Genomic DNA, 23,305 nt, shown 5'->3' with positions numbered 1-23,305 from the left:
CTAGTTTATGACCAAAATCAAAATGGCATGGTTTTAATGCCCGAAAATGTCATGATAGTTGACCTCAAAGTGAGATCACGGCTAGATTGTCTGTTAGATTGATAAATTGGATGTAACAAAATTACGAGATGGATGCGATATGAATGAGAAATACAGCACGTTAAAAAGTAACGTAAGTATGTTGGGCCACCTGCTCGGCAATACCATAAAAACGGCACACGGTGACGAACTGTTAGATAAAGTCGAAACTATTCGTAAATTATCAAAATCTGCGCATTCTGGTAATGAAGAAGATCGTGCAAAGCTCATTGATGAGCTACAAAACTTACCGGACGATCAATTACTTCCCGTTGCTCGTGCCTTTAGCCAATTCCTAAACCTCACGAATATTGCAGAGCAATACCACACCATTTCTCGCCAATGTGAAACCACATTATGTAGCCCTGGCGCACTCGACGAGTTATTCGATAAACTCAAAAATAATGATGTTAATCAGCTAGATTCTATCGAAGCGGTTCGTGAGCTAAATATCGATTTAGTATTAACCGCACACCCAACTGAAATTGCACGTCGTACCATGATCCACAAACTGGTACAGATCAACAAATGCCTATCTCAGCTTGAATTAAGCGAACTATCAACAGCAGAGCGTGCACGTGTAGAGCAGCGTTTAGAGCAGTTAATTGCTCAAGCATGGCACTCAGATGTTATTCGTCAGCAACGCCCGACACCGCTAGATGAAGCGAAATGGGGCTATGCGGTGATTGAAAACTCACTATGGCAAGCCGTACCTGAGTTCCTACGTTTATTTGATGAAAAACTGCAGCAGCACCTTGGGGAATCACTGCCTCTTGATGCATCACCAGTGACTTTCTCATCATGGATGGGCGGTGACCGTGACGGTAACCCATTTGTGACCTCAAATGTGACTCGCGAAGTACTGCTTCTTTCTCGCTGGAAAGCCGCTGATCTTTACCTGACTGATATTCAAGAGCTGATCAATGAACTTTCAATGGTTCAGTGTAATGAGAAAGTACGTGAATTAGCAGGCGAAGAGCATGAACCTTACCGTGCGATCTTAAAACAACTACGCTCTAAATTAACCCATACTCGCGATAACCTTGATGCCAAAATCAAAGGTCAAAAGCCAGGTTCAGATATTCTGATCCAAGACGTTGAAGAGCTATGGGAACCGCTTCACGCTTGTTACCAATCACTACATGAATGTGGCATGGCAATCATTGCTGATGGTCTGTTACTTGATACGCTACGTCGTATTAAGTGTTTCGGGGTTCACCTTGTTCGCCTTGATATTCGCCAAGAAAGTACTCGTCACTCAGATGTGATTTCTGAGCTAACGCGCTACTTAGGTTTAGGCGATTACGACCAATGGAGCGAGCAAGATAAAATTGCTTTCCTTGTTCGTGAGCTATCATCAAAACGTCCACTGCTTCCACGTGATTGGGAACCATCTCCAGAAGTTAAAGAAGTGATTGAAACCTGTAAGGCAATTGCAGAGCAATCTCGTGAAGCCTTAGGCGCATACGTTATTTCAATGGCCCGTACCGCTTCTGATGTATTAGCAGTGCACTTACTGCTACAAGAAGCTGGCTGCCCGTTCCGTATGGATGTGTGTCCATTATTCGAAACATTAGATGACTTAAATAATGGCGCTGATGTTATTGAACAACTACTGAACATCGACTGGTACCGTGGCTTTATTCAAAACCACCAAATGGTCATGATCGGTTACTCTGACTCAGCAAAAGATGCGGGTGTGATGTCAGCTGGCTGGGCACAGTACAGCGCAATGGAAAAACTGGTTGATGTGTGTGATAAAGCAGGCGTTGAAATTACCCTATTCCACGGTCGCGGCGGTAGTATCGGTCGTGGCGGTGCACCAGCACATGCAGCACTACTTTCTCAGCCACCACGCAGCCTAAAAGGTGGTCTACGTGTGACCGAGCAAGGCGAAATGATCCGCTTTAAGCTTGGCTTACCAGAAGTGGCTATTAATAGCTTGAGCCTGTACGCAGGTGCAACACTTGAAGCTAACCTATTACCACCACCTGAGCCAAAACAAGAATGGCGCGATCTGATGGACTCACTATCAGAGATCTCTTGTGAAGCCTACCGTAACGTTGTACGCGTTGATCCAGAGTTCGTCCCATACTTCCGCGCAGCAACTCCTGAGCTTGAATTAGGTAAACTACCGCTCGGTTCACGTCCTGCAAAACGTAACCCACAAGGTGGCGTTGAAAGCTTACGTGCTATCCCATGGATTTTCGCATGGAGTCAGAACCGCTTGCTACTGCCAGCATGGTTAGGTGCCGGTGAAGCGATTCAATACTCAATTGATAAAGGTCACGCTAAGTTGCTTGAAGAAATGTGTCGTGAATGGCCATTCTTCTCAACTCGTCTAGGCATGCTAGAGATGGTTTACACCAAAACCAATATTGAAATTGCGAAATACTATGATGAGCGTCTAACAGATGAAGCGCTATGGCCTTTAGGTCAAAAGCTACGTGATCAATTAGGGAAAGATATTAAAACAGTCCTTACTGTTGAAAATAACGATCACCTTATGGAGCAAGATCCTTGGGGTGCCGAGTCAATCCGATTACGTAACATTTATGTAGAACCACTTAACATGCTTCAAGCTGAGTTACTATATCGTACTCGTCAGCAGGAAGAACTGCCTTCTGAATTAGAAGAAGCATTAATGGTTACGATTGCAGGTATTGCGACTGGTATGCGTAATACAGGCTAAAATATAATGCTGATCACAAAGGGCCTTTTTAAAGGCCCTTTTTTTCAACTTATTTATCGATATGTTAAGAAAAATCTTTTTTGTCTCACTTATGATACAGCATTATGTTTCTTAATAAGGCTATGATAGTTGTACTTCGATATGAGCAATGATGAATATTTTTTATTCATAATTTAGTGGTACCGGCTTTTTATTGCCGTCGAAGTAATGTCACAAGATAATAATTTTGCAAGCTCGTTTAACAGATAATTCATATTGAAGTATCGATATTGAGCAAATTAATGATATTGTATGCGGTCTCAACCAAACTGTAAGACCTTAAGATTATAAATAAAAAACGCCATTACGAAGCGTTAGTAATCAAGTTTGGTTGTTGTTTTTATTTGACGTATTTAACGGATAGAAGAGATGTCACTACCACACGTAATTTTAACCGTGCTAAGCAATCGAGAAGCAACGGGTTATGATATAACAAAAGAGTTTTCTCATAGTATTGGCTACTTTTGGAAAGCGAGCCACCAACAGGTGTATCGTGAACTAAATAAGATGGCTGCTAACGATCAAGTAACATGTCGCCTCGAGCCTCAAGAAGGTAAACCGGATCGTAAAGTCTATGCCATCACCGATGCGGGTCGCCAAGCACTATTTAATTGGTTCGAAGAGCCAGCACGCAATCCAACTACTCGTGATGAGTTTTCAGCAAAACTACTCGTTTGTGGTGTTCACAATTCACTACCAATGCAACAACAATTAGCTGCATTGATCGATGAATCTCACACCCTGATCAGTCATTACAAAGAACTAGAAAAGCTCCACTTTAGCGATTACAAATCAATGGATCGCCAACAGCGTCTAGATCGTTTAACGCTTCGTCGTGGTTTACATAACCGTCAAGCGTGGATTGACTGGGCTGAAGAAGTACTTGCAGAACTAAAAGATATGGATGCAGATAATAGCCCTGTTGCTATTTACTAAGCACCTTATCCATGACTAATAATAAACCGCCGTTTTTACGGCGGTTTTTTTATGTCATTTATTAATAGGCGTTCATTGCTATTTACGATAAATAAAGCGCACAAAAAAGCCTGCTGGTGCAGGCTTTCTGTTAAGTGCTTCTAACTATGATATGTCACGGTTAAAGTAGAGAAGCTAAGCGGTTAATATCTGATAACAATGCTCCAGCGGTAACATCGCGCCCAGCACCAGGGCCTCGGATCACTAATGGGTTATCGCGATACCAATGGCTTTCAATCGCAAAGATATTATCGCAAGGCAGTAAATTCGCTAACGCATGCTCTTGAGCTAATGCCTCAACTCCTACATGGGCTTTACCGTGACGATCTAAGCGCGCCACATAACGTAATACCTTCTCTTCCTCACGGGCGCTTTCTAAGCGCTCAGCGAGGATTTCATCTAACAAAGCCGCTTGTTCAAAAAACTGTTCAACAGGCAGCAAAGCCAACGCTTCAGGCACTAAGCTTTCTACTTTCACATGTTCAGGCTCAATATCAAGACCTGATTCACGAGCAAGGATCACCAGCTTACGCATCACATCACTGCCATCTAAATCATGTCGAGGATCCGGCTCAGTTAAGCCTTGCTGCCACGCTTGCTCGACCAATTCAGAAAAAGGCACACTGCCATCATATTGCTGAAACAGCCATGACAGTGTGCCCGAGAAAATACCGGATACCGCAATGATCTGATCACCGCTTTCACGTAAATCACGGACGGTATGATTCACCGGCAATCCTGCGCCAACAGTTGCGTTATAAAGCCAATGACGACTACTTTTAGCAAAGGCGTCAATCACTGCATGGTAGTCTTGGCTACTTGCCGAGCCCGCAACTTTATTAGCAGAAATCAAATGCAAACCATGCTCGGCAATTTCAGGGTAGCGTTTTGATAACTCACAACTTGCAGTCACATCAAGGACTATCACATCGTCATAATCAGCATTAGCAATCTGAGAGAAGAGCTCATCATCTTGATATTCAATCGCTTCTTGCTCAAATTGAGTTAATGCTAATTGTGGCTCAATGCCATCAAAGTTAACCCATTGACGACGACTATCTAACACGCCAATCAAGGTAAAACTAATGCCGTGACGTTTTTCTAGCGCAGCTTTTTCTCGCTCAAACAATTCTAGCCAGCGGCTGCCAATATTGCCTTTACCACAGAGCACTAAACCAACACGCTTTTGTGCTTGAAATAATGCTTGGTGAATACCTTTAACTAACGGCTCTGTTTCAACCTGACGTAGTACAGCAACCAGACTCAACCCAGATTCTGCTTCAGTCATAAACTCTACAGGCAAGCCTTTTAACTGCTGATAAAAGCCATGGCAATGAATAGGATTATTGGTCACCCCTGCTCCCACAGCAGCCACCATTGAGAAACCTTCACGTAAACGTAATTCGGCAGGCATACCACTGTCTTGCAGCAAGCTAAGTACCCCATTGACGACTTCATGAGTATAAGCCAGCATAATACGGCCTTTACTCAGCTCAAGGCTCTGTGCCAGTGGGACTAACTGATGACGTGAAAGTAAACGTTCAAGATCTTCTTGCACATGCTCAACATCCATCCCACGAGGAACATCAACCTCAATGAGACACACATCATCTAATGAAGAAACAATCTTAGCGCCACGCCCTGAAGCTAATACGCGTTCAACTCGGGTTGAACCTGATTCTGGTTGATGGCTACAACGCAGCATCAAATCAATCGCACTTTGTGCTACTGGCTGTAAAGTGCGGCTATGCAATACGGGAGCAGCCAAACGGGCTAACTCATTAGCTTCATCTAGTCTTAGCAAAGGCAATAAACACGCATCATTCACTTTGCGAGGATCGGCACTGTACACCCCAGCAACATCACTCCAGATCGTTACTTTTACAACATCAGCTAACGCACCGATGATCGTCGCTGAATAGTCAGAACCATTGCGACCTAATAAAACGGTTTCACCTTGGGTATTTTGTGCCATAAACCCGGTGATCACTAAACGATGATGGTTATGTTGTGCAATTTGCTGTTGGAGTAATGGTTTTGAAGCTCGGCTATCCACTTCAGGTTGTGCAGCGTGCTCTGCTCGTAAAAATAAACGAGAATCCAAATATTTTGCCGCAAGATCACGTTGGCTCAAAAGTGCTGCTAATAAGCGAGCAGACCACACCTCACCAAAACCTTGGATCGTACTCCGCTCTGCTCGGTTAATAGCACTTTCACCATAGCGGGCAATGGTAGCTAAATCATCATGCAACTGTTGGATCAATAATTCAGCTGTTGGTTGAACAATTAAGGCTTCAATAAGTTGTTGCTGATAGCTGCGAAGCGACAACAAGGTTTCATGTGCTTGACGTCCATCTATCTCTAATTGCTCTAGCCATAATATTAATTGGTTAGTCGTTTTTCCTGCTGCCGATACCACAATGAGATCATTAGTATCTGAATATTCAGCAAGAATATCAGCCACTCGGCGATAGCACTCAGGATCAGCTAAGCTACTACCCCCAAATTTATGTAATTGGCGTGATGCTTGAGTCATTAATGCGCCTCCGCAGCCAGATTAAAGGCTTGCTCTAAATCTGCCACCAAGTCACGGGGATCTTCTAAGCCAACAGAAAGACGTAACAGTGACGTCGAAATACCCGCTTCTGCTTGTGCTTCATCAGACATTGCACGGTGAGTCATGCTTGATGGATGGGCAATTAAACTCTCTGTTCCACCTAATGATTCTGCCAATGAAAACAGTTTTAATTCTTTCACGAACACTTCCAACTGCGCTTGGCTACCCGCGAATTCAAAACTCATCATTGAGCCAAAGCCTTTTTGCTGACGCTTGGCAATATCGTGTCCTGGGTGCGATGGCAAACTTGGGTGATAAATCGTCCCAACCATAGCTTGCTGTTGTAAATACCCCAGCACTGCCACACCATTTTCTTCATGCATTCTCATTCGTGGTGCTAACGTTCTTAGTCCACGCAAGGTTAAGTAAGCATCAAATGGGGCTCCAGTCGCACCAATACAGTTTGCCCACCATGCGATATTTTCTGCAACATCGGCATCTTTAGAGATCAACACACCACCGACCACATCTGAGTGTCCGTTAAGGTATTTAGTGGTTGAATGCACAACAAAATCTGCACCTAGTGCGATAGGCTGTTGCAGTAAAGGAGAAAGGAAGGTGTTATCCACGGCGACTAAGCAACCAACTTCTTTGGCTTGCTGACACAGTGCGGTGATATCAACCACACGCACTAGAGGGTTTGATGGAGTTTCAACCCAGATTAATTTCGGCTTTTTCGCTAACGCAGCAGCCAGTACTTCTTGATCGGACTGATCGACAAACTCGACCTTAAAGTCACCTTTATTAGCGCGAGTATTAAATAAACGGTAGGTGCCACCATAACAATCATGAGGAGCCACAATTAAGTCATCTGGGCCAAGTAATGCCGTTACCAATAAATTCATTGCCGCCGTACCACAACTGGTCACCACGCCACCAGCACCGCCTTCTAATTCACTTAATGCATCAGCAAGCGTATTACGGGTTGGGTTACCTGAGCGAGAATAATCATATTGTGGCACTTCCCCAAAAGCAGGAAAGCTATAGGTCGATGTTAAATAAATCGGTGGGACGACAGCATGGTACTGTGAATCACTATCGATGCCTGTTCTCACTGCAATTGTCGCCAGTCGCTTATCACTCATAATAACATTCCTTGTCGGGGAGGCTTGATCCCAAATAATAAATTTATAACAACTTTAACCACAACAAAACAAGACGTCAACACATCTAGACGTCTATATGTCTTTGCTTATGGCGGTAAATCCCGCTAAAATTCAGCCATAACAAAAAAACAGTGCTCACCTTAGTGTTATTTTTCTGTTCAATACGGGACAAAACCGCGATGTTGACGTAATATCGCCGCCCTACAATCCCGTTGCTAACAGAGGGTGTCGCTCCTGTTACCACATCATTAACCCAATATCGCTGAGAAGGTAAAACATGGCTGAGTGGAATGGCGAATATATTAGCCCTTACGCAGAACACGGTAAGAAAAACGAACAAGTAAAGAAAATTACTGTTTCGATTCCATTGAAGGTGCTTAAAATTCTTACTGATGAACGTACTCGTCGTCAGGTGAACAACCTACGCCACGCGACCAATAGTGAGCTACTTTGTGAAGCTTTCCTTCATGCTTACACAGGTCAGCCATTACCAACGGATGACGATATTCGTAAAGATCGCCCAGATGATCTACCCGCAGAAGCGAAAGCGCTAATGGATGAAATGGGGATCAGCTACGACGACATTAATGAATAATTTCATTACTGACTATGTATACTAAAAAACCAGCTGCATGGCTGGTTTTTATTTATTAAAATAGCGAGTTGCTGAACTACACTTCCATGTAACCCATTGGCATTTCAATACGTGCAACACCTGAGTCAATCGCCGCTTGTGCTACCGCTTTTGCAACCCGAGGTAATAAACGCGGATCCATTGGCTTTGGAATAATATACTCTCGCCCAAATGCTAAGTGCGATACACCAGATGCATCCAATACCGATTGCGGTACTGGCTCTTTCGCTAATTCACGAATTGCGTTTACCGCCGCCAACTTCATTTCATCATTAATTTGGCTCGCACGCACATCTAATGCACCACGGAAAATAAACGGAAAACATAAAACATTATTCACCTGATTAGGATAATCAGAGCGCCCTGTTCCCATAATTAAGTCTTGCCGAACTTGATGTGCCAATGCAGGCTTAATTTCAGGATCGGGGTTTGAACACGCAAACACAATCGGGTTTTCAGCCATTAATGCCAGAGCTTCAGGAGCTAATAAGTCCGGTCCTGATACGCCAACGAAAATATCAGCGCCTGCAATCACATCTTCTAAGGTGCGCTTATCAGTATTATTGGCAAACAGCTGTTTGTATTCATTAATGTCATCACGACGGGTATGAATGACCCCTTTGCGATCCAGCATGTAGATTTTCTCACGCTGCGCGCCGCACTTAATAAGTAGCTCCATACAAGCAATCGCTGCTGCGCCTGCGCCTAAACACACAATCACAGCTTCACCGATCGTTTTTCCTTGAAGCTCTAATGCATTTAGCATACCTGCCGCTGTAACAATGGCAGTACCATGTTGATCATCATGAAAGACAGGGACATTGCAGCGCTCAATTAAGCGTTGCTCGATCTCAAAACAGTCTGGCGCTTTAATATCTTCTAAGTTAATACCGCCAAACGTGTCAGCAATATTAGCCACCGTATCAACGAACTCATCAATCGTGCGATGCTTGACTTCAATATCAATCGAATCAATACCGGCAAAACGTTTAAACAGTAGCGATTTTCCTTCCATAACAGGTTTAGAAGCCAGTGGGCCTAAATTACCTAAACCTAAAATCGCAGTACCATTGGTGATCACCGCAACCATATTGCCTTTCGCTGTGTACTTATAGACGTTATCAGCATCTTGGGCGATTTCTCTTACGGGCTCAGCCACACCTGGGCTATATGCGAGCGCAAGATCATTAACCGTATTAGCAGGCTTGGTCAGTTCAACAGAAATTTTCCCTGGGACAGGAAGTGAGTGGTAATCGAGAGCTTGTTGACGGAAGTCTTCAGTCATAGTGATATTTGAGCCTCAGCGCTGACATTTATAATGGCAAACTACATGTGTAATTCGTATTTGTTATTAAATAATATGCCATTAAGTATCAATTTCCCAGCTCACGAAGAACAAGAGTAATACATTTAAGTAACAGTTATACCAAGAGTATTTTATAAAGACATAAAAAAAGGGATGCTTACGCATCCCTTTTTTCTAAATTCATCTGGCAAATGATTACTTGCTAGAAAGCGCACCGAAACGCTTGTTGAATTTGTCGATACGACCACCAGAGCTAACTTGACGTTGCTTACCAGTGTAGAATGGGTGACACTTGTCGCATACATCAAGGTTGATGTCTTTACCCATAGTAGAGTTAAATACGAAAGTGTTGCCACAAGAACAACGTGCGTTTACTGCTGTGTACTCTGGGTGAATACCTTGTTTCATGGGATAACCTCAAAATTAAGGCCGTGTCGCTCTCCCGATCCAAAGCCGGGCACCACACGTCGTTAAAAAATATCTTGCCACATTATGCGACAAATCAGGCGGCGTATAATAATCAATCATCTCACGGAGATCAACAGAGAGAAGGCTTTTTCAGCGCTGTATTTCTTCTCTGATCTTAGACAACTTCCCCTTCTCGTTCTTAACAAGGCTTATCGAGTTTCACTCGGTCTGGTATTATTCACTACACGCTCAATGACTGCAGTAGATTATGATCCCAAACATCGCCCGTGTGGCCCTTCCTGTTCCGCTAGATAAAACCTTTGATTATCTAATTAAATCTGATGACATGCCTGTGATCGGAGGACGTGTACAGGTGCCATTTGGTCGCCAGCGATTAATAGGGATTGTGACAGCACTGACCGATCATTCCGACTTTCCACTCGAGCAACTCAAAGCCGTACAGAAAGTCATTGATAAAGCACCGCTATGGATGCCGCCATTATTCGATTTGCTTAAATGGGCAAGCCAATACTATCAATATCCACTTGGTGACACCCTTGCCAATGCCATGCCTGCGCTGCTACGTAAAGGGCGTGAAGCATCACAAGCGACGTTAAAATTTTGGGCACTAACGGAAGCAGGTAAAGCACAACCGCTTAACGGTCTCACCCGTGCTCCCAAACAAGCTCAGCTACTGCGTTTATTACAAAATGGTCCTGTGAGTCATGACAGCTTATTAAATGAAGATGTCAGCTCTGCAACCTTAAAAGCTGTTAGCAATAAGGGCTGGATTATCGAGCAACAACAGCAGCAAAAAGATAAAAATTGGCACCAGAACTTTGCAGTTACAGAAGAAAAACCGCGCTTAAATGAAGAGCAAGCCTTAGCAATTGCCACCGTTAACAGCAATCCGAATTTTGGTTGTTATCTACTTCAAGGTGTCACAGGCTCAGGCAAAACCGAAGTTTATCTTAACTTGTTAGAGCCTGTACTGGCGGCAGGTAAACAAGCCCTTATTCTAGTGCCAGAAATCGGCCTAACCCCGCAGACGATTAACCGCTTTCGTCGTCGCTTCAATGTGCCACTAGAGACAGTGCACTCAGGGCTCAACGACAGCGAGCGTATGGCGGCATGGCTCGCTGGTCGTGATAACCAAGCCGGGATCATCATTGGTACTCGCTCAGCATTATTCACCCCATTTGCCAACTTAGGCATCATCATTGTCGATGAAGAGCATGACGCCTCTTACAAACAACAAGATAGCCTGCGCTACCATGCCCGCGATTTAGCCGTGATGCGCGCTAACAAAGAAAACATTCCAGTTGTATTAGGCTCTGCAACGCCAGCACTGGAAACCTTACATAATGCGAAAACCGCAAAATATCATCATTTAACCCTGACCAAACGTGCGGGTAATGCTCAATTAGCGCGTCATGGGGTGATTGATGTCAAAGGCCTATACCTTGATGCGGGATTGTCTGCACCACTGATTGCCGAGATGCGAAAACATTTAAATGCAGGCAATCAAGTGATGTTATTTCTTAATCGCAGAGGTTTCTCGCCAGCGATGATGTGTCACGAATGTGGCTGGATTGCAGAATGTCCTCGTTGTGATGCGTACTACACCTTACATCAACAGTCGGGGGAATTACGCTGCCACCACTGTGCAACACAGCGCCCTATCATGCCGCAATGTGAACAATGTGGCTCAACCCAATTGCTGCCTGTTGGTGTAGGTACTGAGCAACTTGAAAATCAATTAGCAACCCTGTTTCCTGAATTTAAGACCGTGCGTATTGATCGCGATAGTACCCGTCGTAAAGGGGCGTTAGAAAACTACCTTGAAGCGATCAAAAATAACGAATACCAAATTCTGATCGGTACCCAAATGCTGGCGAAAGGTCACCACTTTCCGAATGTCACATTGGTCGCCTTAATTGATGTCGATAGTGCGCTGTTTAGTAATGATTTTCGTGCATCAGAGCGTTTAGCACAGCTTTTTATTCAAGTAGCGGGACGTGCAGGACGTGCAAGCAAACCCGGTGAAGTATTATTACAAACCCACCACCCAGATCATCAGCTTTTACAGTCACTGCTACATAAAGGCTATGGCGTATTCTCGCAAGCGGCATTAACCGAGCGCAAACAAGCCATGCTACCTCCTTACACTCATTTAGTGTTAGTACGAGCAGAAGCCAATGACAGCGATACCGTGTGTCAATTATTACAACAAATTCGTGGGATCTTTGAATCAAGCCCAGTCTACGATCAGGACTGCTGCGTATTGGGGCCAAATCCTGCACCATTGGCTCGTCGTGCTGGGCGTTACCGCTGGCAATTGATTTTACAAACCCCGAACCGTAAAGCATTACAACAGATTTTAAGCATAGCGAAACCCGCTATCCAATTGTTACCGTTAGCAAAAAAGGTACGCTGGTCGATTGATGTTGAGCCGCAAGATTTAACTTAAAACAAACAATGCGACAAGGCTCACATAGCGAATGTAATTAATGCTAATTGGAGCATGTTTAATCCTATTCATACATTCTACAATATGAATAGGATTGACATATTTCAGTCAGTTACTGCTTGGTTGGTTGTTATCGTTGTTACTTTGACACTGAATCCACCAGCCGCATAATAAGAGAGATATAGATAAAAGAGGAAAGCAATATGGCGACAATGAAGGATGTTGCCCAGCTAGCCGGAGTCTCAACTGCAACCGTTTCTCGTGCGTTGATGAATCCGGAAAAAGTATCTGCCTCAACCCGTAAAAAAGTTGAGCAGGCTGTCATGGAAGCTGGCTATTCACCAAACTCGCTTGCGCGTAATTTACGTCGCAATGAGTCAAAAACTATCGTAACTATCGTTCCAGACATTTGTGACCCTTACTTCACTGAAATTATTCGCGGTATTGAAGAAGCTGCAATGGAGTATGGTTACTTAGTATTACTTGGTGATAGTGGTCAACAGAAAAAACGTGAAAATTCATTCGTGAATCTCGTTTTCACCAAACAAGCTGATGGCATGCTACTGCTCGGTACTGATCTACCTTTCGATGTTAGTAAGCCAGAGCAAAAGAACCTGCCTCCACTAGTCATGGCATGTGAATATGCGCCAGAGCTTGAATTGCCAACTATCCATATTGATAACCTCACCGCAGCCTTTGAAGCGGTTAATTATCTGACTCAAATGGGCCATAAGCGTATCGCGCAAATTACTGGTCCTGATCAAGCACCATTATCTCAATTCCGTCATCAAGGCTACCAACAAGCCTTGCGTCGTGGCGGTATTACGCTAAACCCTGCTTATACCGTAAAAGGTGACTTTACTTTTGCAGCAGGTGCCCGTGCAGTGACGGCACTATTATCATTACCAGAACCACCAACGGCTCTATTCTGTCATTCTGATGTGATGGCCATTGGTGCTATGCAGCAAGCAAAACGTTTAGGTCTGCGTGTACCGCAAGATATCTCTATTGTCGGCTTTGATGACATTCAATTTGCCGAATATTGCGACCCACCATTAACCACGGTTTCTCAGCCTCGTTACGAAATCGGTCGTCAAGCCATGTTAATGCTGCTTGAAGTCCTCAAAGGTAAAGAAGTTCAAGCTGGCTCTCGTCTGCTCGATGCCAAGTTAGTGATCCGTGAAAGTGCCGCGCCACCATCACGCTAGTAGTAAAAAAGGCTGTGAGCTTATGAAATAACCATAAGTTCACAGTTTTTGCACGCTCCTGACCTTAACCCTTGCTTTATTAGTGATAAAAACTAGTCAGTCTCATTCCAAATTTGTAACATAGAGGCCTGTCCTTCTCTCAACGTATTTGTCTATCATCGTGGCCACTAAAGATTATGTAAAGCGCGGACGCTCGCCGAAACCGGCAAATAAGAAAAGTAGTCCTAGTCGTAAAAAAGCCCCTGCTCCTTCTGGTTTTCCTACCAAATGGGCCGTTACTGCTGTTGTTTTAGTGTTTGGACTGATCTCTGGTTTATTCTTCCTATCTGGCACTGATGTTCCTGAGAAACCCGCACCTAAAGATGACATCCCAACAATTGTGAAACCACAACCTGTTGATGCAGTGAAAAAGCCAGCACAGAAAGAAGTGTTACCGCCAAAACCTGAAGAGAAATGGCGCTACATTCATGAACTAGAAAACAAAAAAGTTATCGTGCCAGACGAGTTAGATAACCAACGAGTGCAACCTGTTAAAAAAGAGCCTGAGCATAAGCCCGCTCCTGCTAAGAAAACAGAGCCGGCACATATAAAAACAACTGAGCCTGCACACAAACCCGCAGAAAAAACGGTAGAAACAACAAAACCTGCCGAGAAAAAAGCAGAGCCAGCCTCTACCGTTCGCTACGTGTTGCAATGTGGTGCTTACCGTAAGAAGTCCCAAGCAGATGAGCGTAAAGCACAAATTGCATTCCAAGGCCTTAACAGCCAGCTAAAGGTCAGCAGTGATGCAAAAGGTACTTGGTATCGCGTGGTATTAGGCCCTTACTCTCAAAAGAGCAGTGCTGAAAAAGACAAAGCGAAGCTACAAAGTAGCGGTGTTTCCCCTTGTGGTATTTGGCATTGGGAATAACGCGCTAGTTTCTCTCTCATCACAAGAAGGACGTGCTTAGGTACGTCCTTTTTTTATGTATTTCTCACGTAATAATCGTGACCAATTCATAGTTAACACTTGAAAAGCCCTTCCGTCATCCCCAGATCTTTTAACATTAACGATACCGGCTATGCCGGCGCAGAACCAGAGAGGTTTACCCCGTGACAACTATTGTATCTGTACGTCGAAACGGAAAAGTCGTGATTGCTGGTGATGGCCAAGTTTCACTTGGTAATACAGTAATGAAAGGCAACGCACGTAAAGTTCGCCGTCTATATAACAATAAAGTACTGGCAGGTTTTGCTGGCGGTACCGCTGATGCATTCACATTATTCGAGCGTTTTGAGCGTAAGCTTGAGATGCACCAAGGTCATCTTCTTAAATCGGCTGTTGAGCTTGCGAAAGATTGGCGTACTGACCGCGCCCTACGTAAGCTAGAAGCACTACTTGCTGTTGCTGATGAAACAGGCTCTTTAATTATCACTGGTAACGGTGATGTGGTTCAGCCTGAGCACGATTTAATTGCGATTGGCTCTGGCGGTAACTTCGCCCAAGCTGCAGCCACGGCACTACTAGAAAATACTGATTTAGGTGCCCGTGAAATTGCAGAAAAAGCCCTAAATATTGCTGGTGATATTTGTGTGTTCACTAACCACAATCACACCATTGAAGAACTAGAAACTAAGTAAGGAAGTTGTAATGTCTGAGATGACTCCTCGCGAAATCGTCCATGAGTTAGACCGTCACATTATCGGTCAAGACAAAGCGAAGCGTGCTGTTGCGATTGCACTACGTAACCGCTGGCGTCGCATGCAACTTCCAGAAGAGTTGCGTGTAGAAGTAACACCAAAGAACATTCTAATGATTGGTCCAACCGGTGTGGGTAAAACTGAGATTGCTCGCCGTTTAGCAAAACTTGCAAATGCACCTTTCATTAAAGTAGAAGCAACAAAATTCACCGAAGTGGGTTATGTTGGTAAAGAAGTCGAAACGATCATCCGTGACTTAACGGATGTGGCGGTAAAAATGACCCATCAGCAAGCGACGGAAAAAGTACGCTTCCGCGCTGAGGAATTAGCTGAAGAGCGTATTCTTGATGTGCTATTACCACCAGCACGCGATGCTTGGGGTCAAAACGAAGCCAGCGAAAGCGAATCATCTACTCGTCAATCTTTCCGTAAGAAATTACGTGAAGGTAAGCTAGACGATAAAGAAATTGAAATGGATATTGCAGCCCCACAAATGGGTGTAGAGATCATGGCACCTCCTGGTATGGAAGAAATGACCAACCAGCTACAGGGTATGTTCCAAAACTTAGCAGGCAATACCACCAAAAAGCGCAAGATGAAGATCAAAGACGCGCTAAAAGCAGCAACTGAAGAAGAAGCAGCAAAACTAGTAAACCAAGAAGAGCTAAAAGAGCAAGCTATTCACGCGGTTGAAAACAACGGCATCGTCTTTATCGATGAGATCGATAAGATCTGTAAGCGTGGTGAATCGTCAGGCCCAGATGTTTCTCGTGAAGGTGTACAGCGTGATCTACTACCATTAGTCGAAGGCAGCACGGTATCAACCAAGCACGGTATGGTGAAAACTGACCACATTCTGTTTGTAGCATCCGGTGCATTCCAAGTCGCTAAACCATCGGATTTGATCCCAGAGCTGCAAGGTCGTCTACCTATTCGTGTTGAGCTTGAAGCGCTAACCAGCAACGACTTCAAACGCATTCTAACCGAGCCAAATGCCTCTCTAACTGAGCAGTACAAAGCATTAATGGCAACAGAATCGGTAGAAATTGAATTCTCAGCTGATGGTATCGATAGCCTAGCCGATGCTGCATGGCAGGTGAATGAGCGTACTGAGAACATTGGTGCTCGTCGTCTTCACACTGTGATGGAGCGTCTAATGGAAGAGATCTCTTACGATGCGAGCGAGAAATCAGGTGAGAAATTCACAATCGATGCTGCATACGTGAAAGAGCGTCTTGGTGAGTTCGTACAAGATGAAGATCTAAGCCGTTTTATTCTTTAATAAAACCGCCTATCACGATACAAAAACGGTGCCCTGCTGCACCGTTTTTTTATTCTAAAATGACTATTCGTAGGATAAATTTGCGCACTGTCAAATTTCAGCCATAATAGCAATCCACTCATTATTTAAGTATATAGATTATGAAATCGTCTTCTTCACTCGCAGTTTGGTTAGATGCTGCAAGACCAAAAACCTTGCCTCTAGCCATCGCATCAATTGTGTGCGGTAGCGCAGTGGCAGGATGGCATGGAAGTTTTTCTGCTCTAGTTGCAGCGCTCGCTTTGTTAACCGCCCTTTTGCTGCAAATCCTTTCTAACCTTGCCAACGACTACGGTGATGCGGTGAAAGGTACAGATAACGATGATCGTTTGGGGCCTCAGCGTGCTATCCAGTCAGGCTTAGTTACCCCACAAGCCATGCGTAAGGCTATGATCGTCAATATCATTCTTACTGCCATCAGTGGTTTATCGCTGATTTTTATCGCCTGTAATAACCCTCATGACATTATTGGCTTCATGCTGTTAGGTGTACTCGCTATCATCGCATCTATCGCTTATACCGTGGGTAACAAACCTTATGGTTACCGTGGCTTAGGCGATTTATCTGTCTTGATCTTCTTCGGTTGGCTTGGTGTTGCAGGTACTTATTACTTACAAGCAGGCAGTATTGATTCTGTGATCATGCTACCGGCTACTGCTTGTGGTTTATTGGCTGTTGGCGTTTTAAACATTAATAATCTACGTGATATTGATAATGACCGCGCTTGTGGCAAACAAACGTTAGTCGTACGTATGGGACCGGAATGGGGCCGTAAATACCACCTGTTTCTATTATCTGCGAGCGTGGTTTGTTTGACACTTTTTGCGCTTTTCGAAACCAAATCATTGTTTGGTTGGCTGTTTGTACTGAGCGTGCCATTGCTTTATAAGCACGGTCGCGCGGTTTACTACTCAAAAGACGGTGCTGAACTTCGACCAATGATGGCAACCATGGTCAAATGTGCCCTGCTCACTAATTTATTGTTTGCTATCGGGATCATCCTGTCATAAATCATTTTTGCGAATTGCAATGACAGATCAAGTGGTTATAATTTCAACAAGGCTCAATAGATGCAATCATCACAATGGGCCTTGTTAATTTTCATTCATTTTACTTCGTCAAATAAGAAGCCCGCTTATGGAATACAATACTTCTGAACTGTGTGATATCTATCTCGAACAAGTTGATGTCGTTGAACCCATGTTCAGCTCTTACGGTGGCCGCAGCTCCTTTGGCGGACAAATTACTACGGTCAAATGCTTTGAAGATAACGGGGTTATCCGCGAAGTATTAGAGCAACCGGGGGCTGGTCGTGTGTTATTAGTCGATGGTGGCGGCTCTCTGCGCCGTGCATTAATCGATATTGATTTAGCCCATCTGGCACAAGAAAATGAATGGGAAGGCTTGATTGTCTACGGCTGTGTTCGCCATGTTGATGAGCTTGATGAGTTAGATTTGGGCATCCAAGCCTTAGCCTCTATCCCAGTTGGTGCCGATCAGCGTGATATTGGAGAAGTGGATGTTGCTGTGAACTTTGGTGGCGTGACCTTCTTACCAGAAGATCATATCTATGCTGATAACACTGGCGTTATTCTTTCACCAGAGCCATTAGATATCGACTAATCGATTATCAACCGCTAGATAAAATTACGGCCCGGTATGTTGTCGTTCCTGAAAACAACATACCAAGCCGAAAACCGAAACAGATAAACTGAAATCAGTATTATTCTACGTGTTCCATTTTGCCAAGCAGTGTGCGAACGCGCTCTTGCCATGCATTGTGATCGTTACGTAGTTTGTCATTTTCTTCAGCTAGACCTTGGCGACCGTTACGTAGCTCTTGTGCTTCCATCGCTAGGTTTTCATTCTTTTCTTTTAGTTCGTCAATTTCCATTTGTAGGATAGAAATTGTATCAATTGCCATCTGAACTTTGGCTTCTAGTTGTTCTAACATTTCAAGAGACATATTGTTTACCTGATCTAAGCCCGTATGCAGCATTAATCATTAAGTGCCTACGAGCGGGTTAAATTCATTCTTGCCTATTCTAGCGAGGCAACGAGTATCTGGCATCCACAATTCTAATGCTTTTAGGCAAACGGATGAAAATCACACAAGTCTGATATGATTTTTGCAAAGTGGACCGACATATTCGTCCACTGAGACAACCAAATAAAGTGAGAAGTTCATTTTTTAATGGGTTATCTTTCCTTTTCTTGCATTATTCCCTGTCAAAAAATGACTAATGAGCACGTCATCGTGTCATCACATATCCTGCACTCTATTTATATCGTAATTTGTGCACACTGTTTAGACCCAATCTCACTTATCACGCGATTTTTATCATCATAGGTCTGCGACAATGGTTCGCTTTCCGCTTACGCTCCTTTGCCTGAATGATTTAAAATCCTCATCTTTTGACTAATTTGCAATTGTTGATAAACGCGTAACGCTTTAACAATACAGCTATCTTTATAGTTAGTAATAACAAGAATACACAGCAAGGATCCCACCATGACGACTGAACGAAAGTATATTATTGCACTGGATCAAGGCACCACCAGCTCACGAACTGTGGTCCTGGATCATGATGCAAATATCATTTGTTCATCACAGCGAGAATTTAGCCAAATCTACCCTAAGGCAGGTTGGGTTGAGCACGATCCTCTGGAAGTTTATGCGACACAATACTCCACCATGACCGAAGCGTTAGCCCACGCGGGTATTCAAACAGATCAGGTGGCAGCCATTGGTATCACCAACCAACGTGAAACCACCATTGTCTGGAATAAGAAAACCGGTAAGCCCGTTTATAACGCCATTGTGTGGCAATGCCGCCGAACGGCAGAGATCTGCAAAGAGCTAAAAGAGCAAGGGCTAGAAGATTACGTGCGAGACAATACCGGGCTTGTGATCGACCCTTACTTCTCAGGTACCAAAATCAAATGGATCCTTGATAACGTTGCAGGCGCTCGTGAGCAAGCAGAAGCGGGCAATCTTCTATTCGGTACTGTTGATACTTGGCTAATTTGGAAAATGACCCAAGGTCGTGTCCATGTTACCGATTACACCAATGCGTCACGCACCATGCTATTTAACATCAATAGCCTTGAGTGGGATCTACATTTACTCGATAGCTTAAACATCCCGCTATCGATGATGCCGAAAGTGAAGCCCTCATCAGAAGTCTACGGTAAAACCAATATCGGTGGTAAAGGTGGTACACGTATTCCCATTGCAGGTATCGCAGGCGATCAACAAGCCGCACTATTTGGACAAATGTGTGTCTCTCCCGGTCAAGCCAAAAACACCTACGGTACAGGCTGCTTTTTATTGATGAATACTGGCAAAGAAAAAGTCAGCTCAGAGCACGGCTTGCTTACCACGTTAGCCTGTGGTCCTAAAGGCGATGTCGCTTACGCCTTAGAAGGTGCAGTATTTATGGGTGGCGCATCCATTCAATGGCTCCGTGATGAGATGAAACTGCTGCATGATGCCAGTGAATCAGAAGCCTTAGCGCTTAAAGTAGGCTCTGCCAATGGGGTTTACATTGTGCCAGCCTTTACCGGTTTAGGTGCGCCTTATTGGGATCCTTATGCGCGCGGCACCATTGTCGGTTTAACCCGAGGTGTCAATGCTAACCATATCATTCGCGCTACATTGGAAAGCATTGCTTATCAAACCCGTGATGTTTTAGATGCCATGCAAGCAGACTCAAATATTGCACTGGATACCTTATACGTTGACGGTGGCGCAGTCGCAAATAACTTCTTAATGCAATTCCAAGCCGATATTCTTGCTACCGAAGTCCATCGTCCAGTAGTCACCGAAGTGACAGCATTAGGTGCTGCTTACCTTGCAGGGCTCGCGATTGGCTTTTGGCAAAGCATTGATGAATTGCAGCATAAAGCTCAGCTCGATCGCCAATTTATTCCTTGCCAAGATGAGGCTAAACGTCAGCATCGTTACCGTGGCTGGCAACGCGCGGTAGAGTGTGCCAAAGGCTGGGCACTCGATGAAGAAGCCAACATTGATTAACCCCTTACCACCAAGCCGATACTTCCGTGTCGGCTTTCTCATTTAAATACCACTAAGATCATTGAAACTAAGCTTGATGTATTTTGCGCAATCGTTTCACTAACGCTTGTGGTAAACTCCGCCTAGTTTAATTACCTACTCGATTTTATATCTGGAGTTCTCATGAAACGCGATTTAGCAATGGCATTTTCACGTGTTACGGAAGGCGCTGCTCTTGCTGGCCACAAATGGCTGGGCCGTGGTGATAAAAACGCTGCAGACAACGCAGCCGTTGAAGTAATGCGCATCCTTCTCAACCAAACGGAGATCAGTGGCGAAATCGTAATTGGTGAAGGTGAGATTGATGAAGCGCCAATGCTCTACATTGGTGAAAAAGTCGGTTTTGGCGGTGACGAGGTCGATATTGCAGTCGATCCGATTGAAGGCACTCGCATGACGGCAATGGGTCAAAACAATGCCCTTGCGGTGCTGGCTGCTGGTGAAAAAGGCAGCTTTCTAAAAGCCCCTGACATGTACATGGAAAAGTTAGTTGTCGGCCCTTGTGCTAAAGGCGTGATTGATCTTGATAAACCATTAGCAGATAACCTAACAGCCATTGCCCAAGCTCTAGGTAAATCACTGCAAGATCTCGTTGTGATCACCCTAGCTAAGCCTCGCCACGATGATGTTATTAAACAAATGCAAAACATGGGCGTTCGCGTTTTTGCTGTGCCTGATGGCGATGTTGCGGCATCTATCTTAACGTGTATGCCAGATAGCGAAGTTGACGTGATGTACTGTATTGGTGGCGCACCAGAAGGTGTCGTATCAGCGGCCGCTATCCGTGCCCTTGGTGGTGATATGCAAGCTCGCCTGCTTCCTCGCCATGAAGTGAAAGGTGATAATGAAGAAAATCGCCAATTAGGAGAAATGGAAATTCGTCGCTGCCATGAAATGGGGATCGAGCCTCGTACCCTACTTCGCATCGAAGACATGGCAAAAAGCGATAACGTAATTTTCGCTGGAACAGGGATTACCAAAGGCGATTTACTTGAAGGCATTCACCGTCAAGGCAATATCGCAACCACAGAAACCCTGCTGATCCGAGGTCAATGCCGTACTATCCGTCGCATTAAATCGACACACTACCTCGATCGTAAAGATGATGTTGTGAAGCCTCACATTATCTAATCGCACTTCTTACTCTGTTAAAAAGCGTACTTCGGTGCGCTTTTTCTCCCCCTTATCTCAATGCTAAGAAGCGAAATCCTCACCAATCATTAGAATTGTAAAGTGATTGCTTTATTTAATAAGCTGATCCCATAATACCTAGAAAGATAAGTATGTAGGTAGCTATGAAAACCATCGAAAAAATTCTCTATCACCTAAAAAGTGAAGGACCTGTCACAGCCAAAGTGCTTGCTGAAAAGTTTGAGCTCACCACCATGGGTATCCGCCAGCATTTACAAGGTTTAGAAGAAGATGGGTTAGTGGATTTTACCGATGTAAAAGTCAAAGTCGGTCGTCCAACCAGACACTGGCAGCTAACAGAGAAAGGGCATCGACGCTTTGCTGATCGCCACCATGATTTAGCCGTACATATGTTAGAGTCAGTGGAAGATCTGTTTGGTAAAGCCGGTCTTGATCAAGTAATAGCAAAACGCGAACAACAGACCTATTTACATTATCAACAAGCACTATCGTCGTGTGAAAATCTCGACGACAAGCTTGCACGCCTTGCCCAATTACGTGCTCAAGACGGGTATATGGCAGAGCTTATCACCACCGAAAATGGCTACACCTTAGTTGAGAACCACTGTCCTATTTGTCGAGCAGCACAGCATTGCCCAACATTATGCCAATCGGAGCTGACTGTCTTTCAACGGTTATTGGGAGATGACGTCAGTATTGAACGTCAAGAGCATATTATCTCAGGTCAACGGCGCTGCACTTATCGAATAACATTATCGAATTAGGAGGCCATTATGGCTGATTGGATTCCTGCTCAAGTTATTGCAAATCGCCATTGGAATAAAGACTTATTCAGTTTGTCACTACAGGCAAACATTGAACCCTTCAAAGCCGGGCAATTTACCAAGCTCGGTTTAGAAATTGATGGGCAAATGATCCAACGGGCCTATTCGTTTGTTAACCCTCCTCAACAGCCAGTAATAGATATTTATGCCACTCGGGTAAGCGAAGGGCTACTCTCACCGCGATTACATGCATTAACCGCTGGCGATACTGTATTTATTTCAGCCCGTGCCAATGGCTTCTTTACCTTAGATGAAGTGCCACAAGGGGATCATCTTTGGTTACTGGCAACAGGTACTGCAATTGGCCCTTATCTATCGATTCTACGCCAAGGCGATGTCTGGCATCGTTTTCGCAAAATAGTCCTCATTCATGCGGTACGCTTCGCTACCGATCTCAGCTATCAAGCAGAAATCACTCAACTCAAACAACAATACGGTGATCAGCTTATTGTGCAGCCTTTTGTTAGCCGAGAGCCTTCACCTCTGTGTTTAACCGGACGAATCCCTCAAGCCATAGCTGATGGGCAACTTGAACGCCATGTCGGCCTGATATTACAACCAGAGCAGAGCCAAATCATGATCTGTGGTAATCCAGAAATGGTTCGTGACACCAAGCAAGCACTCGAAGCGCGAGGGTTTATAAAGAACTTACGCCGCAAACCCGGGCAAATTACTATGGAGCATTACTGGTAATAAATTATCGTTATAAACCTGTATCAG

Annotated in this window: 19 protein-coding genes; 14 read left to right on the top strand and 5 right to left on the bottom strand. The window is 44.4% G+C overall.

Annotated elements, in window-relative coordinates; translation table 11 throughout:
- Positions 1-139: 139 nt before the first annotated feature.
- Together ppc and Q7657_RS09745 are read left to right on the top strand one after the other, a co-directional pair.
- Positions 140-2,770, top strand: a complete 2,631-nt coding sequence (gene ppc, locus Q7657_RS09750) for a phosphoenolpyruvate carboxylase (RefSeq protein ID WP_107166685.1) — start codon at positions 140-142, stop codon at positions 2,768-2,770.
- 408 nt (positions 2,771-3,178) lie between these two features.
- A complete protein-coding gene (locus tag Q7657_RS09745) occupies positions 3,179-3,745 on the top strand; it encodes a PadR family transcriptional regulator (protein WP_053987487.1) in 567 nt (188 codons plus the stop codon).
- Between the two features lie 160 nt (positions 3,746-3,905).
- On the opposite strand, the gene Q7657_RS09740 is transcribed toward Q7657_RS09745, so the two are convergent.
- The gene (locus tag Q7657_RS09740; protein WP_107166686.1) at positions 3,906-6,320 is read right to left on the bottom strand and encodes a bifunctional aspartate kinase/homoserine dehydrogenase II; all 2,415 of its coding nucleotides are present in this window, start codon (positions 6,318-6,320) and stop codon (positions 3,906-3,908) included.
- Positions 6,320-7,486, bottom strand: coding sequence for an O-succinylhomoserine (thiol)-lyase (locus Q7657_RS09735; RefSeq protein ID WP_107166687.1), 1,167 nt, complete (start codon positions 7,484-7,486; stop codon positions 6,320-6,322). The genes Q7657_RS09740 and Q7657_RS09735 overlap by 1 nt, the downstream gene beginning before the upstream one ends.
- Before the next feature lie 298 nt (positions 7,487-7,784).
- Between Q7657_RS09735 and metJ the strand changes: the two genes are divergently transcribed.
- Positions 7,785-8,102, top strand: coding sequence for a met regulon transcriptional regulator MetJ (gene metJ, locus Q7657_RS09730; RefSeq protein WP_008988139.1), 318 nt, complete (start codon positions 7,785-7,787; stop codon positions 8,100-8,102).
- A gap of 76 nt (positions 8,103-8,178) precedes the next feature.
- Here the strand turns inward: metJ and Q7657_RS09725 are convergent, their stop codons facing one another.
- Together Q7657_RS09725 and rpmE are read right to left on the bottom strand one after the other, a co-directional pair.
- On the bottom strand, positions 8,179-9,426 hold the full coding sequence (locus Q7657_RS09725; RefSeq protein ID WP_053987484.1) for a malic enzyme-like NAD(P)-binding protein: 1,248 nt from the start codon (positions 9,424-9,426) through the stop codon (positions 8,179-8,181).
- A gap of 216 nt (positions 9,427-9,642) precedes the next feature.
- Entirely contained in the window at positions 9,643-9,855 is a 213-nt protein-coding gene (rpmE, locus tag Q7657_RS09720; RefSeq protein ID WP_008988141.1) for a 50S ribosomal protein L31, read from the bottom strand.
- A 268-nt stretch (positions 9,856-10,123) separates the two neighbouring features.
- Between rpmE and priA the strand changes: the two genes are divergently transcribed.
- From priA to rraA, 7 genes are all read left to right on the top strand, one after another.
- On the top strand, positions 10,124-12,325 hold the full coding sequence (gene priA, locus Q7657_RS09715; protein ID WP_107166688.1) for a primosomal protein N': 2,202 nt from the start codon (positions 10,124-10,126) through the stop codon (positions 12,323-12,325).
- A gap of 185 nt (positions 12,326-12,510) precedes the next feature.
- Positions 12,511-13,533 carry a DNA-binding transcriptional regulator CytR gene (gene cytR, locus Q7657_RS09710; RefSeq protein ID WP_316247351.1) on the top strand — a complete coding sequence of 341 codons (1,023 nt, stop codon included), beginning with the start codon at positions 12,511-12,513 and terminating at the stop codon, positions 13,531-13,533.
- Positions 13,534-13,693: 160 nt separating this feature from the next.
- Entirely contained in the window at positions 13,694-14,443 is a 750-nt protein-coding gene (locus Q7657_RS09705) for an SPOR domain-containing protein (protein ID WP_107166689.1), read from the top strand.
- 182 nt (positions 14,444-14,625) lie between these two features.
- The gene (gene hslV, locus Q7657_RS09700) at positions 14,626-15,153 is read left to right on the top strand and encodes an ATP-dependent protease subunit HslV (protein ID WP_005371875.1); all 528 of its coding nucleotides are present in this window, start codon (positions 14,626-14,628) and stop codon (positions 15,151-15,153) included.
- 10 nt (positions 15,154-15,163) lie between these two features.
- On the top strand, positions 15,164-16,495 hold the full coding sequence (gene hslU, locus Q7657_RS09695; protein WP_107166690.1) for an ATP-dependent protease ATPase subunit HslU: 1,332 nt from the start codon (positions 15,164-15,166) through the stop codon (positions 16,493-16,495).
- A 140-nt stretch (positions 16,496-16,635) separates the two neighbouring features.
- Complete coding sequence (locus tag Q7657_RS09690) at positions 16,636-17,544, top strand: 1,4-dihydroxy-2-naphthoate polyprenyltransferase (RefSeq protein ID WP_107166691.1); 909 nt, start codon at positions 16,636-16,638, stop codon at positions 17,542-17,544.
- Between the two features lie 127 nt (positions 17,545-17,671).
- Positions 17,672-18,157 carry a ribonuclease E activity regulator RraA gene (gene rraA, locus Q7657_RS09685; protein WP_008988147.1) on the top strand — a complete coding sequence of 162 codons (486 nt, stop codon included), beginning with the start codon at positions 17,672-17,674 and terminating at the stop codon, positions 18,155-18,157.
- A 100-nt stretch (positions 18,158-18,257) separates the two neighbouring features.
- On the opposite strand, the gene zapB is transcribed toward rraA, so the two are convergent.
- Positions 18,258-18,500 carry a cell division protein ZapB gene (gene zapB, locus Q7657_RS09680; RefSeq protein WP_008988148.1) on the bottom strand — a complete coding sequence of 81 codons (243 nt, stop codon included), beginning with the start codon at positions 18,498-18,500 and terminating at the stop codon, positions 18,258-18,260.
- Between the two features lie 546 nt (positions 18,501-19,046).
- Between zapB and glpK the strand changes: the two genes are divergently transcribed.
- From glpK to Q7657_RS09660, 4 genes are all read left to right on the top strand, one after another.
- Positions 19,047-20,570 carry a glycerol kinase GlpK gene (glpK, locus tag Q7657_RS09675; RefSeq protein WP_107166692.1) on the top strand — a complete coding sequence of 508 codons (1,524 nt, stop codon included), beginning with the start codon at positions 19,047-19,049 and terminating at the stop codon, positions 20,568-20,570.
- A 162-nt stretch (positions 20,571-20,732) separates the two neighbouring features.
- Positions 20,733-21,740 (top strand): class II fructose-bisphosphatase, encoded by a 1,008-nt coding sequence (glpX, locus tag Q7657_RS09670; protein WP_107166693.1) that lies wholly within the window; start codon positions 20,733-20,735, stop codon positions 21,738-21,740.
- Positions 21,741-21,904: 164 nt separating this feature from the next.
- On the top strand, positions 21,905-22,525 hold the full coding sequence (locus Q7657_RS09665; RefSeq protein ID WP_023933811.1) for a helix-turn-helix transcriptional regulator: 621 nt from the start codon (positions 21,905-21,907) through the stop codon (positions 22,523-22,525).
- Between the two features lie 9 nt (positions 22,526-22,534).
- Positions 22,535-23,278, top strand: coding sequence for a ferredoxin--NADP reductase (locus Q7657_RS09660; protein ID WP_107166694.1), 744 nt, complete (start codon positions 22,535-22,537; stop codon positions 23,276-23,278).
- Positions 23,279-23,305: the final 27 nt, after the last annotated feature.

This window comes from Candidatus Photobacterium acropomis, assembly GCF_030685555.1.
GTDB lineage: Bacteria > Pseudomonadota > Gammaproteobacteria > Enterobacterales > Vibrionaceae > Photobacterium > Photobacterium lucens.
This window is presented reverse-complemented; position numbering and strand designations above follow the sequence as displayed.

What these genes read in the sequence shown, in the direction of transcription:
- Q7657_RS09690 (WP_107166691.1), top strand. Translation starts at nt 16,636, where the DNA reads ATGAAATCGTCTTCTTCACTCGCAGTTTGGTTAGATGCTGCAAGACCA.
- rraA (WP_008988147.1), top strand. Translation starts at nt 17,672, where the DNA reads ATGGAATACAATACTTCTGAACTGTGTGATATCTATCTCGAACAAGTT.
- Q7657_RS09660 (WP_107166694.1), top strand. Translation starts at nt 22,535, where the DNA reads ATGGCTGATTGGATTCCTGCTCAAGTTATTGCAAATCGCCATTGGAAT.
- glpK (WP_107166692.1), top strand. Translation starts at nt 19,047, where the DNA reads ATGACGACTGAACGAAAGTATATTATTGCACTGGATCAAGGCACCACC.
- priA (WP_107166688.1), top strand. Translation starts at nt 10,124, where the DNA reads ATGATCCCAAACATCGCCCGTGTGGCCCTTCCTGTTCCGCTAGATAAA.
- rpmE (WP_008988141.1), bottom strand. Translation starts at nt 9,855, where the DNA reads ATGAAACAAGGTATTCACCCAGAGTACACAGCAGTAAACGCACGTTGT.
- metJ (WP_008988139.1), top strand. Translation starts at nt 7,785, where the DNA reads ATGGCTGAGTGGAATGGCGAATATATTAGCCCTTACGCAGAACACGGT.
- Q7657_RS09725 (WP_053987484.1), bottom strand. Translation starts at nt 9,426, where the DNA reads ATGACTGAAGACTTCCGTCAACAAGCTCTCGATTACCACTCACTTCCT.
- glpX (WP_107166693.1), top strand. Translation starts at nt 20,733, where the DNA reads ATGAAACGCGATTTAGCAATGGCATTTTCACGTGTTACGGAAGGCGCT.
- Q7657_RS09665 (WP_023933811.1), top strand. Translation starts at nt 21,905, where the DNA reads ATGAAAACCATCGAAAAAATTCTCTATCACCTAAAAAGTGAAGGACCT.
- hslU (WP_107166690.1), top strand. Translation starts at nt 15,164, where the DNA reads ATGTCTGAGATGACTCCTCGCGAAATCGTCCATGAGTTAGACCGTCAC.
- Q7657_RS09735 (WP_107166687.1), bottom strand. Translation starts at nt 7,486, where the DNA reads ATGAGTGATAAGCGACTGGCGACAATTGCAGTGAGAACAGGCATCGAT.
- zapB (WP_008988148.1), bottom strand. Translation starts at nt 18,500, where the DNA reads ATGTCTCTTGAAATGTTAGAACAACTAGAAGCCAAAGTTCAGATGGCA.
- ppc (WP_107166685.1), top strand. Translation starts at nt 140, where the DNA reads ATGAATGAGAAATACAGCACGTTAAAAAGTAACGTAAGTATGTTGGGC.
- Q7657_RS09740 (WP_107166686.1), bottom strand. Translation starts at nt 6,320, where the DNA reads ATGACTCAAGCATCACGCCAATTACATAAATTTGGGGGTAGTAGCTTA.
- Q7657_RS09745 (WP_053987487.1), top strand. Translation starts at nt 3,179, where the DNA reads ATGTCACTACCACACGTAATTTTAACCGTGCTAAGCAATCGAGAAGCA.